Raw genomic sequence first — 12764 nt, 5'->3', positions numbered from 1 at the left:
GGCCGAACGCGGTGTCCTTGCGCTTTGTGAGTACACATTTCGGATGACGCGTTCGGCGGCTACACGGCGCGGATGTCGGTCGCGCGCCGCGCGCCGAACTGCTTGCATAGAGCAATGGCCTTGCTCGACGACCTCCGCCGGGGCGCGCGGCGTCACGCCCGACTCCTCGGGACGCTCGGGTACGTTGTCCTCGGGGTCCTTCTTGCTTCTGCGGGCGTAGGGGTGTACTGGGTCGACCAGCCGCGCCTCGTCACGTGGTGGGCTGACGTCGCCCTGATCTTCTTGCTCGGGGTCGTGCACATGTTCCGCGACCGGTGGCCGGTTGGGGCGATGTTCGTCTCGGGTGCCGCCATCGCGGTCTTCGCCGTCCTCACCGGCGCCGCACCGCTCGGCGCGATCCTCATCTTCGCCGACCTGCTTTATCTCGTCGCGGTGCGGAGTCCGTCGCGGGCCGTGGACGTCGCGCAATACCTGGCAGGCGCGGTGGCTGTTGCGGGCGTGCTGAGTCTCGCGATGCCCGAGGGCCCCACCGAGTTCGTCGTCCGCTTCCTCTGGATCCCGGTCACCGTGGTTCTCTCGCTCTGGTGGGGACGCGCGGTGCGGGTTCCGCAGCAGGAAGCGGCCGCCGAGCGTGCCCGCGTCGAAGCCGTTCGCCGGGCCGCGGCATCCGAGCGGCAGAGCGCGCTCGCATCTGAGCGGATGGCGATCGGACGCGACCTGCACGACGCACTCGCCGGCCACGTGGTCGGCATCGCCATGCAGGCCGAGGCGGCGCTGCGCGCGGCACGTGCCGAGCGATCGGCGACGACCTCAGGACTCGAGTCGATCCGTGCCTCGAGCGTCGCCGCACTCGGGGAGATGCGCTCGATGATCGACGTGCTCCGCGGTGACGGCGACGCGCTCTCGGCTCCGCCGACTCTGGCCGATCTCGAGACGCTCATCGACTCGCAGCGAGACGCCGGCGCACAGGTGCAGGCAGAGATCGGCGCCGGGATCGAGCGGGATGTCCCGGCCGGAGTGTCAGTCGCGGCCTACCGCATCGCCCAGGAGGCGCTCTCGAACGCGGCGAAGCACGCCCCGGGTCGGCCCGTCGAGTTGCGGATCGTGCGCGACGACCGCGGCATCCTGATCACGACCCGCAACCCAGCCGGCGACGGGGTCGACCTTTCCGACAGCCTGAGCGGTGGGCATGGCCTCGTCGGCATCGCCGAACGGGCTCGCATCCTCGGCGGATACGCGCATACCCGCATCGACCGTGGACCGGGCGATGCACAGTGGGTCCTCGAGGCGCGGGTCCCGATACTCCGCGAACCGAGCGAGGCGACGGCTGGGGCGGCGTCGTGATCCGCGTGCTGATCGTCGACGACCACCAGGCGGTGCGTGCGGGGCTCGCGATGCTCCTCGACGGCATCGACGACCTCGCGATCGTCGGCGAAGCCGGGGACGGACGCGAGGCGCTCCGTCTCATCGGCGAGACGCCCGTAGACGTCGTACTCATGGACGTGCAGATGCCTGTCCTCGACGGCGTCGAGGCCACCCGTCGAATCGTGGAACAGGCCGACGGCCCGCGTGTGCTCATGCTCACGACGTTCGGTGTCGACGACATCGTCACGGCCGCGCTCGCGGCCGGCGCAGCCGGATTCATGCTGAAGACGGCGTCGGCCCACGAACTCGTCGACGCGATCCGCCGGGTGGCCGCGGGCGACGCCGTGCTCGCACCCGAGGTCACCCGCACGGTCGTGGACCGCTTGCGGGCGCTCGACTCACGGGCGGTGCCCCAGAGCCCGTACCCCGCGGCATCCGGTCGGCTCGCCGCCCTGACCGACCGCGAGCGGGAGGTGCTCGATTCACTCGGGCTCGGCCTCTCGAACGCCGAGATCGCCGATCGACTGGTGATCTCCGAGTCGACCGCCAAGACGCATGTTTCTCGCGTACTCGGCAAGCTCGGACTCGCGTCGAGGGTGCAGGGCGCGCTGCTCGCCCGGTACGAGGCCGAGCGCTCGTGAAACATGGCGTGGTCATTGCGGCTCCGGTTTGCGACGGTGCCGGTGGCGCAGATAGGGTCGATCCCATGTCCGCCGATCGGTTCGCCGCCTCCGCACGCCACCCGCGTGTCGTCGAGCTGCGCAACCGACGTCGTGGTGCGCGCCGAATCTCGGCGACCTCTGCCGCGGCCTGAACGGGCTGTCGCGGGGCGTCGCCGCATCAGCGCCCCGACCGCACAGACCCTAAGGTGGATTCCATGACGTACTCCGTCGCCGTTTCCGGCGCGTCCGGCTATGCCGGGGGAGAGATCCTGCGCCTGCTGGCCGATCATCCTGAATTCGAGGTGCGCACCGTCACGGCGCACGCCAACGCCGGGCAGCCGCTCGTCGCCGTGCAGCCGCACCTGCGCACCTACACGCACCTCACCCTGAAAGAGACGACCGCCCAGACCCTCGCCGGTCACGACGTCGTCTTCCTCGCCTTGCCCCACGGCGCGTCGGGTGCCATCGCGGCGCAACTGCCCGACGACACCCTCGTGGTCGACTGCGGCGCCGACCACCGGCTCGAGAGTACAGACGACTGGGCGGAGTTCTATGGCGGAGACTTCCACCCCGCGTGGACGTACGGCGTTCCCGAGCTGCCGCGCCTGACGGGCACGCAGCGCGACCGGCTCGCGAAGACCAAGCGGATCGCGGCTCCCGGCTGCAATGCCTCCACGGTTGCGCTCTCGCTCGCTCCGGGCATCCGCGCAGGTGTCATCGAGGATCGCGACCTCGTGTCGGTGCTGGCCGTCGGCCCGTCGGGCGCAGGTAAGAGCCTCAAGGCGCACCTGCTCGGCTCCGAGATCCTCGGCTCGGCGAACCCGTACTCGGTGGGCGGTGTGCACCGCCACATTCCTGAGGTGCTGCAGGCGCTGCGGTGGGCGGGTGCGGCGACGCCGACCCTGTCGTTCACGCCGGTGATCGTGCCCATGTCGCGCGGCATCCTCGCGACGTCGACGGCGCGAATCATGCCAGGCACCGATCCCGCGACCGTGCGCGCGGCGTGGGAGGACGCCTACGCCGGTGAACGGTTCGTGCAGTTGCTGCCCGAGGGCCAGTTCCCGCGCACCGCCGACGTGCTCGGCGCGAACACCGCGCTCATGGGCCTCACGGTCGACGAGCGGTCCGGGCGCGTGGTCGTGGTCACGGCCGTCGACAACCTCGTCAAGGGCACCGCGGGTGCCGCCATCCAGTCGGCCAACCTCGCACTCGGTCTCACCGAGTCGACAGGCCTTCCCGTGAACGGAGTCGCACCGTGACCGTCACCGCCGCCGCCGGATTCGAGGCCGCGGGCATCGCGGCGGGCATCAAGCGCAGCGGGGCACTCGATCTCGCGGTCGTGGTCAACCGTGGGCCGTCGCAGGCCGCGGCCGCGGTGTTCACATCCAATCGCGCGAAGGCCAATCCGATCCTCTGGTCCGAACAGGTCATCGTCGATGGCACGGTCTCGGCCATCGTGCTGAACTCGGGCGGAGCCAACTGCTTCACGGGCCCAGAGGGGTTCCAGGTCACGCACCGCACCGCCGAGGCGACGGCATCGGCACTGTCGGTCTCGGCCGGTGACGTACTCGTGTGTTCGACCGGGCTCATCGGCGACCAGCTCGACGGCGAGGTGCTCGAAGAGGGCGTGCTCTCGGCGGTCAACCGGCTCGCATCAGACGCTGTCGCCGGTGACGACGCGGCTCGTGCGATCATGACGACCGACACGAAGCCCAAGACCGTGGTGATCGAGGGCGGCGGCTGGCGCATCGGCGGCATGGCCAAGGGGGCTGGCATGCTCGCCCCCGGGCTGGCCACGATGCTCGTCGTGCTCACCACCGACGCAGACCTGCCCGCCGCCGACCTCGACACCGCGCTGCGGGCCGCGACCCGCGTCACGTTCGACCGGCTCGACTCCGACGGCTGCATGTCCACGAACGACCAGGTCACGCTGCTCGCGAGCGGTGCGTCAGGGGCTGTCCCGGCAGTCGACGTGTTCACCGAGGCGCTCACCGAGGCCTGCCGCAATCTCGCGCTGCAGCTGCAGGGCGACGCCGAGGGGGCCAGCCACGACATCACGATCGAGGTCCGAGGTGCGGCCAGCGAAGACGACGCGGTCGAGGTCGGCCGGTCGGTCGCCCGCAACAACCTGTTCAAAGCCGCGATCTTCGGCAATGACCCCAACTGGGGACGGGTGCTCGCCGCGATCGGCACGACGCAGGCCCCGTTCGACCCGTATCTCGTCGACGTCTCGATGAACGGCGTGCGCGTCTGTCATGCGGGTCGGCCAGACGCCCCGCGCGACGATGTCGATCTCACGCCCCGGGCAACGCACGTGCTCATCGAACTGCATGCGGGCGAGGCATCCGCTTCGATCTTCACGAACGATCTCACCCACGATTACGTGCACGAGAACAGCGCGTACGCGAGCTGAACATGGGTGATTTCGAAACAGATTCCCCGACCGGCATGCAATCGGCGACCGCGGCCGACAAGGCTCAGGTGCTCATCGACTCGCTGCCGTGGCTCAAGCGATTCCACGGCGAGACCATCGTCGTGAAGTACGGCGGCAACGCCATGGTGAGCCCCGATCTGCAGCGCGCCTTCGCTGAAGACATGGTGTACCTGCGCTATGCGGGCATCAAGCCGGTCATTGTGCACGGCGGTGGCCCCCAGATCTCGTCGATGCTCGATCGCCTCGGAATCGAGAGCGAGTTCCGCGGCGGCTACCGTGTCACCACGCCCGAGGCCATGGATGTCGTGCGCATGGTGCTGTCGGGGCAGGTCAACCGCGAACTCGTATCGCTCATCAATGGGCACGGGCCGCTCGCCGCGGGGCTGTCGGGTGAAGACGCGGGGTTGTTCAGGGGCCGGCGGCGCGGTGCGGTCGTCGACGGTGTCGAGGTCGACCTCGGACTCGTCGGCGATGTCGTCGCGGTCGACCCGGCCGCGGTGCACGCGCAGCTCGACGCCGGTCGCATCCCGGTGGTCTCGTCGATCGCCCCCGACGGCGACACCCCCGGCCAGTCGTTGAATGTCAACGCCGACTCGGCGGCCGCATCGCTCGCGGTCGCGCTCGGCGCCGCGAAGCTCGTGATCCTCACCGACGTCGCGGGCCTGTATCGCGACTGGCCGAACCGCGACTCACTCGTGTCGGTCATCGACGTGCCCGACCTCATCTCGCTGCTGCCGTCGCTCGAGTCGGGCATGGTCCCGAAGATGCGAGCGTGCCTCGAGGCGGTCGAGGGCGGGGTCGCGAAGGCGGCGATCATCGACGGCCGGGTTCCGCACTCCATACTGCTCGAGGTGTTCACGCAGTCGGGCATCGGCACCGAGGTGGTGCCGGGCGGCGCCGGCATCGCCATCGAGGGGAGCGTCGCGTGACCGCGTGGCAGCAGCGCTTCGACGAGCGCATCATGCGATCGATCGGCATGCCGCTCGCCAAGCTCGTGCGCGGCGAGGGCGTTCGCGTGTGGGATGACGCGGGCAACGAGTACCTCGACTTCCTCGCGGGCATCGCGGTGAACTCGCTGGGTCATGCGCACCCCGTGTTCGTCGACACGGTTGCGTCGCAGGCCGCGACGCTCGCGCATGTGTCGAATTACTTCGCGACCGAGCCGGCGCTCGAGCTCGCCGAGCGGCTCACGCGGCTCGCGGCAGCGGGCGATCACGGGCGCGCGTGGTTCGGCAACTCGGGCGCCGAGGCCAACGAGGCGGCGTTCAAGCTCGCGCGCCTCAACAACTCGGGCGGGGCGCGCACCCGCGTGCTCGCCCTGGTCGACGCGTTCCACGGTCGCACCATGGGCTCGCTCGCACTCACAGGCAAGCCGCACATGCGCGACCCATTCGAGCCGCTGCCCGGCGGTGTCGAGCATATTCCCGCGACCACCGAGGCGCTCGAGGCGTCGATCGATGATGCGGTCGCTGCGCTCATCGTCGAGCCGATCCAGGGTGAGGCCGGGGTCGTCGAACTGCCCGATGGATTCCTCGAGGCTGCCCGCGAACTCACGCGACGACACGGCGCGCTGCTCATCGTCGACGAGATCCAGACCGGCGCCGGACGCACGGGAGCGTGGTTCGGCTTCCAGCACGCGGGCATCACGCCCGATGCGATCACGGTGGCCAAAGGCATTGGCGGCGGGTTTCCCATCGGCGGGCTGATCACCTACGGCCAGACCTCGTCGCTGTTCACGAAGGGCCAGCACGGCTCGACCTTCGGCGGAAATCCGCTCGCCACAGCCGTGGCGAACGCGGTGCTCGGCGAGATCGAGCGAGCCGGTCTCGTCGACAACGCGGCACTTCGCGGCGATCAGCTGCGGGAGCGCATCCTCGGCATCGGATCCCCGCTGGTGCATGCCGTGCGCGGCAAGGGCCTGCTCATCGGCGTCGGCCTCTCCGAGCCGATCGCAGGTCGCGTGGTCGCCGAGGCCATGCGCGGCGGCCTGATCGTGAACGCCGCCAACGACTCCACCATCCGCCTCGCGCCGCCGCTCATCATCGGTGACGACGAGGTCGAAGAGTTCATCACCAGGTTCGCGAGCGCACTCGACGCCGCGGCCGCCCACTGACCGCACGACCGACCCATCGAACGGAGTCTCATGACCCGCCATTTCCTTCGCGACGACGACATCACTCCCGCTGAGCAGACCGAGATCCTCGACCTCGCCGCGGCGCTGAAGGCCGATCGCTGGAGCCGAACCCCGCTCGAGGGGCCGCAGACGGTCGCCGTCATCTTCGACAAGTCCTCGACGCGCACGCGCGTCTCGTTCGCGGTCGGCATCGCCGACCTCGGCGGGTCGCCGCTGATCATCTCGACCGCGAGCAGCCAGCTCGGCGGAAAGGAGACCCCGTCAGACACGGCGCGGGTGCTCGAGCGCATGGTCTCGGCCATCGTCTGGCGCACGTACGGCCAGGCCGGCCTCGAAGAGATGGCCGCCGACACGACCGTGCCTGTCGTCAACGCCCTCTCCGACGACTTCCACCCGTGCCAGCTGCTGGCCGACCTGCTCACGATCCGCGAGCACAAGGGCGATCTCGCGGGGCTGACCGTCACCTTCCTGGGCGACGGAGCATCGAACATGGCCCAGTCGTACCTGCTGGCCGGCGCGACGGCGGGCATGCACGTGCGCGTCGCGTCGCCCGACGAGTACGCCCCCTCGGCCGCCGTGGTGGCCGACGGCGACCGAATCGCCGCCGCGACCGGCGGCTCGATCACGCTCTACACCGACGCGGCCGAGGCCGTCGCCGGCGCCGACGTCGTCGTGACCGACACCTGGGTCTCGATGGGCAAGGAGGCTGAGAAGGCCCACCGTGTCGCCACCTTCGGCGGCTACCGGGTGGATCGCGAGCTCATGTCGCTCGCGGCATCCGACGCGGTCTTCATGCACTGCCTGCCGGCCGACCGCGGGTACGAGGTAACCGCCGACGTCATCGACGGCGAGCAGTCGATCATCTGGGACGAGGCCGAGAACCGCCTGCACGCCCAGAAGGCATTGCTCGTGTGGCTGCTCGAGCGGAAGGACGCATGATGGCCGAGCACGGCACCAACGAAGGATCGCTGTGGGGCGCGAGGTTCGCGACGGGCCCGTCACCCGAGCTGGCGCGGCTGTCGAAGTCGACGCACTTCGACTGGCAGCTCGCGAGCTACGACCTCGCCGGCTCGCGAGCGCACGCCCGTGCGCTCGGGGCCGCCGGGTACCTCGATGCCGACGAGCTCGCGGCGATGCTCGCGGGCCTCGAAACCCTCGAAGCGCGGGTCGTGGCGGGCGAGATCGTCGCCGCCGACCGCGATGAAGACGTCCACGGCGCCCTCGAGGCCGCGCTCATCGGCATCGTCGGTGCAGAGCTCGGCGGCAAGCTGCGCGCGGGCCGCAGCCGCAATGACCAGATCGCGACGCTCGTGCGCCTCTACCTCAAGCACCACGCTGCGACCATCGGCCAGCAGCTGGTGCACCTCATCGATGCGCTCGCCGCCCAGGCCGACGCCCACCGCGGGGCGATCATGCCGGGCCGCACGCACCTGCAGCACGCCCAGCCGGTGCTGCTCGCGCACCACCTGCTCGCTTACGGCTGGGCATTCTCGCGCGACCTCGAGCGCATCGTCGACTGGACGAAGCGAGCGGATGTCTCGCCGTACGGCGGCGGCGCCCTCGCCGGGTCGACGCTCGGGCTCGACGCGGCATCCGTCGCCCGAGATCTCGGACTCGCCGGCCCGGCCGAAAACTCGCTCGACGGCACCGCGAGCCGCGATGTCGTTGCGGAGTTCGCGTTCATCGCCGCGATGATCGGCATCGACCTGTCGCGCCTTGCCGAAGATGTCATCCTCTGGAACACGCGCGAGTTCGGGTTCGTCACCCTCGACGACGGCTATTCCACGGGGTCGTCGATCATGCCGCAGAAGAAGAACCCCGACATCGCCGAGCTCGCCCGTGGCAAGTCCGGGCGGCTCATCGGCAATCTCAGCGGGCTGCTCGCCACCCTGAAGGCGCTGCCGCTCGCGTACAACCGCGACCTGCAGGAAGACAAAGAGCCGGTCTTCGACTCCACCGAAACCCTCGAGGTGCTGCTGCCGGCCTTCACCGGTATGATCGCCACGCTCACCTTCCACACCGAGCGCATGGCCGAACTCGCGCCGGCCGGTTTCTCGCTCGCAACCGATGTCGCCGAGTGGCTCGTGAAGCGCCACGTTCCGTTCCGCGACGCGCACGAGGTCACGGGTGCGCTCGTGCGGTACGCAGAACGGCACGGGCTCGAACTCGACGCCGTCGACGATGCCGCACTCGTGGCGATCTCGCCGCACCTCACCCCCGAGGTGCGCGAAGTGCTCACGGTCGAGGGCTCGGTCGCGAGCCGTGACGGCATCGGCGGCACGGCGCCCGCACGCGTCGACGAGCAGTTCGCCCGTCTCGCCGATCGTGTTCGCCACCTCGTCGCAGGGCTCCCCGAGGCGCCGCACTGAGCGGACTCATCGCGCCTGAACGCGCATTCTTCGAGCAGGATCCGGTGCGACTCGCACCGCTCCTGCTCGGCGCGGTGCTCAGCCACGACGCCCCCGACGGGCGGGTGTCGATCCGGCTCTCCGAACTCGAGGCATATCGCGGCGTCGGCGAGGATCCCGGGTCTCACGCGTTCCGCGGGCGCACCGCCCGCAATGCCGTCATGTTCGGAGCGCCTGCGCACCTGTACGCGTACTTCAGCTACGGCATGCACGTGTGCCTGAACATCGTCGCTCGGCCCGCCGGCGTCTCGTCGGGCGTGCTCATGCGCGGCGCGACGGTGGTCGAGGGCATCGAAGTCGCACGGCGGCGACGGCCCGATGTCAGCGACCGCGATCTCGCCCGTGGCCCGGGGCGGCTCTCGCGTGCGCTCGGCGTGCCGCTCGAGGCGGGCGGCAGCGACCTGCTCGAGGCGCCGTTCGAGTTGCGCGTGCCCGAGTCACCACTGCATTCGGCGAGCGGTCCTCGCACGGGTGTCAGCGGCGAGGGAGGCGGCGGCGCATATCCGTGGCGGTTCTGGCTTCCGGGCGACGAGGGCGTCTCGCCGTACCGGCGCCACAAGCTCGCCGCCGAGTGAAACGACCACGCCGCGCAGTGCGCGCCTCGCCGCCTGGTGCCGGTGGCCGGCGTCAGCGGATGGCGAGGTGCACGACGAGCGCGGCGGCGCAGGCCCAGATGAGGCTCGCGAAGGTGCCGATGATGAAGCGCTCGCGGGCCTCGGGCGCCTCGAGCTCGGTGAACCGGCCGACACCCTTCACGGCCACGATGATGGCAAGGCCCTCGGGGAACCCGGCGATGATCGTGCCCGCGGTCGCGACCCGTTCGAGCACGCCGATCGTCAGGCCCCCGCGCAGCACCTCGCGCCGAGCGCCGGCCACGATGCCCTGCCGCTTCTCCTCGGCCGACAGCCGCTCGGTCACGATGATGCCGCCGTGCAGGCCGGGGGCGACCGTGCCGCCCATCGCGAGGTTGAGCGCCGTCGCCGCTGCGGCGCTGCCGCCGAACACGGCTGTGGTGAGGCCGAGGAGCACCACGAGTGGGGCGAGACCGAATTGGGCGGGTGAGCTCGCCGAGGCGGCGGCGAGGATCGCGATGGCGAGTGTGCCTGCGGCGAACCAGACATAGGCGCGTCGTGGTCGCACGTAGGCGAGCACCGAGAGCACTGCCGCGGAGACGAGCGAGAGCACGAGGGCCGACCAGGTGATGGCATCGGCGATGAAGAAGAGGCTCACCGGATTCCTTTCGACCGGGCGTTCGGGGCCTGGTCTTGGAGCAGCATAGCGACCACGGGCGTCACTCGGCAGCAGCGTGGGTGGCTTCGGCGTCGAGTTCGCGCAGCAGCCGAACGAGGGCGGGCCGCGCCTCTTCTTCGGCTCGCCAGAGGGCGGTGCCGAGGCGTGCGCTGACGGCGGCTGCGCTGACGTCGAGGATCGCTGCCGCCTCTTTCTGCAGGCGCCCGTCGTGCATGAGGTCGACGACCTCCCAGCCGGGATCGGTGCGTCGCTCGCGCAACAGCACGAGCAGGCGCACGAGCGGCTCGACGTCGGCGACCGTGACACCACTCGCGATGGGCGCGGCGCGCAGGGCGAAGCGACCGTCGGCACGCTTCGCCGCGCCGACGGCCTCGCGTGCCGCGATGAACGCCGTGCCTGTCGCCTTGCGTGTCGCGTCGGGGAGGGGAGAGCGGATGTCGCCGACGCCCATCCCGACACTCCAGCGCCCTGTGCGCGTGGCATCGAGCACGATGGCCAGCGCCGCGTCGGCCGAGGCCGTGACGAGCTGCACCTCATCGCCGGCCGTCTGGTCGATGGGCAGCAACAGCTGATCGCCATGTCGCTCTGACAGGCGCGCGATGAGCGCACCTGCCCGGTCGGCCTCGCGCCGGCTCGCGACCTGATCGGCGGTGATCACGAACATGAGTCCCCTTGAATGCTGGATCATTGATTGCTCGAGATGAATGCTGCAGCTGCGACATCCGATCAAATCAAGTGTACAGAATTGATTCCTTCGAATCAACCCTCAAGGCTTGAGCCGCTCGCAAGTATCGTGCTTGATACTCTGACGGGGTGTCAGACCCAGTGATCCTCTCGACCCAGCACAACGACGCCTCATTCGACGATGTCTGGGAGGAGCTCGTGTGGCGTGGCCTCGTACACGTGTCGACCGACCAGGCTGCGTTGAAAGAGCTGCTCGCGGGCGAGCCCATCACGTATTACTGCGGATTCGACCCGACGGCACCGAGCCTGCACCTCGGCAACCTCGTGCAGTTGCTCACCCTGCGTCGCATCCAGCTGGCCGGCCACCATCCGCTCGCCCTCGTCGGCGGATCGACCGGGCTGATCGGCGACCCCAGGCCGACTGCCGAGCGCACGCTCAACACGAAGGAGACCGTCGTCGAGTGGGTGGGCTACCTCGCGATGCAGATGTCGCGGTTCCTCTCGGGTGAGGGTGCGAACGCCGTTCGTCTCGTCAACAACCTCGACTGGACTGCCGGGCTCAGCGCGATCGACTTCTTGCGCGATGTCGGCAAGCACTACCGCGTGGGCACGATGCTCAAGAAAGACGCGGTCGCCTCGCGGCTGAACTCCGACGCGGGCATCAGCTACACCGAGTTCAGCTACCAGATCCTGCAGGGCTTCGACTTCCTCGAGCTCTACCGCCAGTATGGCTGCGTGCTGCAGACCGGCGGCAGCGACCAGTGGGGCAACCTCACGAGCGGCACCGACCTCATCCACAAGGTCGAGGGCAGGCACGTGCACGCGATCGGCACGCCGCTCATCACGAACTCCGACGGCACGAAGTTCGGAAAGAGCGAGGGCAACGCCATCTGGCTCGATCCCGCGATGTGCAGCCCCTACCGCTTCTACCAGTTCTGGCTCAACACCGACGACGCCGATGTCGTGTCGCGACTGAAGGTCTTCACCTTCCTCAGCCGCGAACGCATCGAAGAGCTCGAGGCGCTCGTCGAGAGCGAGCCGTTCCGGCGCGAGGCGCAGCGGGTGCTCGCCTACGAGGTCACGACTCTCGTGCACGGTGCCGATGCCACTGCCGCCGTGATCGCGGCATCGCAGGCCCTGTTCGGGCAAGGCGACCTGGCCGCGCTCGACGACGACACCCTCGAGTCGGCATTGCGCGAACTGCCGAACACGACGACGTCACCGGATGCCCCGATCGCGCAGTTGCTCGTCGACACCGGGCTCGTCGCGAGCCAGAGTGAGGGGCGCCGTGCCATCAAGCAGGGCGGTGTCGCGCTCAATAACGTGCGCATCGACGACGAGGCGGCGACCCTCGCCGGCTTCGTCCCGCCGGGGAGCATGGCCGTGCTGCGTCGCGGCAAGAAGACACTCGCCGGAGTCTTCGTGCAGTAGTCGGCGATCCCGTCATCGGCCCCGGTCACCCGCGCTCGTGGGCGGCCGGGGCCCGTGTGTTTCCGGGCGTCTCTGCGCGACACGCCCGGGATGCAGCGCTGAGTTGCACGGCCGCCGCAATCAACGTAATGTAATCACTCGTTGCCCCACAGGAGCGAAAGAGCAGAGAGTTCATCTGAACCCAGCTCTCGCCCTCAAGCGGCACGAATATCCCAAGCCTCGAAGAGATTCGTCTTTCGCTGCGCTTGAAGCATTCGGACCCGTCCTCATGGGATGCCCGGGTGAGAACGAAACAGCTCCGGTTGATCGGTCTTCGCAGATCGTGAGCCGGGTGCGTCCGTTCCTTGAGAACTCAACAGCGTGCACTATGTTCAATGCCAATTTTTTGAACCCTG

General features: G+C 69.4%; 12 protein-coding genes. 10 read left to right on the top strand and 2 right to left on the bottom strand.

Annotated features, from left to right (window positions below):
• Positions 1 to 114 precede the first annotated feature (114 nt).
• From ABD164_RS03315 to ABD164_RS03275, 9 genes are all read left to right on the top strand, one after another.
• The gene (locus ABD164_RS03315; RefSeq protein WP_344293419.1) at positions 115 to 1344 is read left to right on the top strand and encodes a sensor histidine kinase; all 1230 of its coding nucleotides are present in this window, start codon (positions 115 to 117) and stop codon (positions 1342 to 1344) included.
• Positions 1341 to 2006, top strand: coding sequence for a response regulator (locus ABD164_RS03310; RefSeq protein ID WP_344293417.1), 666 nt, complete (start codon positions 1341 to 1343; stop codon positions 2004 to 2006). Before ABD164_RS03315 ends, ABD164_RS03310 begins: the two co-directional genes overlap by 4 nt.
• A 236-nt stretch (positions 2007 to 2242) precedes the next feature.
• Positions 2243 to 3286, top strand: coding sequence for an N-acetyl-gamma-glutamyl-phosphate reductase (argC, locus tag ABD164_RS03305; protein ID WP_344293415.1), 1044 nt, complete (start codon positions 2243 to 2245; stop codon positions 3284 to 3286).
• Positions 3283 to 4440 carry a bifunctional glutamate N-acetyltransferase/amino-acid acetyltransferase ArgJ gene (argJ, locus tag ABD164_RS03300; RefSeq protein WP_344293413.1) on the top strand — a complete coding sequence of 386 codons (1158 nt, stop codon included), beginning with the start codon at positions 3283 to 3285 and terminating at the stop codon, positions 4438 to 4440. The genes argC and argJ overlap by 4 nt, the downstream gene beginning before the upstream one ends.
• A gap of 2 nt (positions 4441 to 4442) precedes the next feature.
• Positions 4443 to 5390, top strand: coding sequence for an acetylglutamate kinase (gene argB, locus ABD164_RS03295; protein ID WP_344293411.1), 948 nt, complete (start codon positions 4443 to 4445; stop codon positions 5388 to 5390).
• 32 nt (positions 5391 to 5422) lie between these two features.
• Positions 5423 to 6574: an acetylornithine transaminase gene (locus ABD164_RS03290; protein ID WP_344294086.1), complete on the top strand. Its 1152-nt coding sequence runs from the start codon at positions 5423 to 5425 to the stop codon at positions 6572 to 6574.
• Positions 6575 to 6604: 30 nt separating this feature from the next.
• Positions 6605 to 7534: an ornithine carbamoyltransferase gene (argF, locus tag ABD164_RS03285; protein ID WP_344293410.1), complete on the top strand. Its 930-nt coding sequence runs from the start codon at positions 6605 to 6607 to the stop codon at positions 7532 to 7534.
• Positions 7531 to 8964 carry an argininosuccinate lyase gene (gene argH / locus ABD164_RS03280; protein ID WP_425545898.1) on the top strand — a complete coding sequence of 478 codons (1434 nt, stop codon included), beginning with the start codon at positions 7531 to 7533 and terminating at the stop codon, positions 8962 to 8964. Before argF ends, argH begins: the two co-directional genes overlap by 4 nt.
• A 44-nt stretch (positions 8965 to 9008) precedes the next feature.
• Entirely contained in the window at positions 9009 to 9578 is a 570-nt protein-coding gene (locus ABD164_RS03275) for a DNA-3-methyladenine glycosylase (RefSeq protein ID WP_425545897.1), read from the top strand.
• Positions 9579 to 9630: 52 nt separating this feature from the next.
• Here the strand turns inward: ABD164_RS03275 and ABD164_RS03270 are convergent, their stop codons facing one another.
• Both ABD164_RS03270 and ABD164_RS03265 read right to left on the bottom strand, forming a co-directional pair.
• Positions 9631 to 10233 carry a hypothetical protein gene (locus ABD164_RS03270; protein ID WP_344293408.1) on the bottom strand — a complete coding sequence of 201 codons (603 nt, stop codon included), beginning with the start codon at positions 10231 to 10233 and terminating at the stop codon, positions 9631 to 9633.
• Positions 10234 to 10294: 61 nt separating this feature from the next.
• A complete protein-coding gene (locus ABD164_RS03265) occupies positions 10295 to 10918 on the bottom strand; it encodes a DNA-binding protein (protein ID WP_344293406.1) in 624 nt (207 codons plus the stop codon).
• 149 nt (positions 10919 to 11067) lie between these two features.
• Here ABD164_RS03265 and tyrS point away from each other — a divergent pair, with 149 nt between their 5' ends.
• Entirely contained in the window at positions 11068 to 12369 is a 1302-nt protein-coding gene (gene tyrS, locus ABD164_RS03260) for a tyrosine--tRNA ligase (RefSeq protein ID WP_344293404.1), read from the top strand.
• Positions 12370 to 12764: the final 395 nt, after the last annotated feature.

This window comes from Agromyces neolithicus, assembly GCF_039529735.1.
In the GTDB taxonomy this organism is placed as follows: Bacteria; Actinomycetota; Actinomycetes; order Actinomycetales; family Microbacteriaceae; genus Agromyces; species Agromyces neolithicus.
This window is presented reverse-complemented; position numbering and strand designations above follow the sequence as displayed.

Excerpts from the sequence above, each read along its gene's own strand:
- ABD164_RS03315 (WP_344293419.1), top strand. The coding sequence starts at position 115 with ATGGCCTTGCTCGACGACCTCCGCCGGGGCGCGCGGCGTCACGCCCGA.
- argH (WP_425545898.1), top strand. The coding sequence starts at position 7,531 with ATGATGGCCGAGCACGGCACCAACGAAGGATCGCTGTGGGGCGCGAGG.
- ABD164_RS03290 (WP_344294086.1), top strand. The coding sequence starts at position 5,423 with ATGCGATCGATCGGCATGCCGCTCGCCAAGCTCGTGCGCGGCGAGGGC.
- ABD164_RS03265 (WP_344293406.1), bottom strand. The coding sequence starts at position 10,918 with ATGTTCGTGATCACCGCCGATCAGGTCGCGAGCCGGCGCGAGGCCGAC.
- argB (WP_344293411.1), top strand. The coding sequence starts at position 4,443 with ATGGGTGATTTCGAAACAGATTCCCCGACCGGCATGCAATCGGCGACC.
- argF (WP_344293410.1), top strand. The coding sequence starts at position 6,605 with ATGACCCGCCATTTCCTTCGCGACGACGACATCACTCCCGCTGAGCAG.
- argC (WP_344293415.1), top strand. The coding sequence starts at position 2,243 with ATGACGTACTCCGTCGCCGTTTCCGGCGCGTCCGGCTATGCCGGGGGA.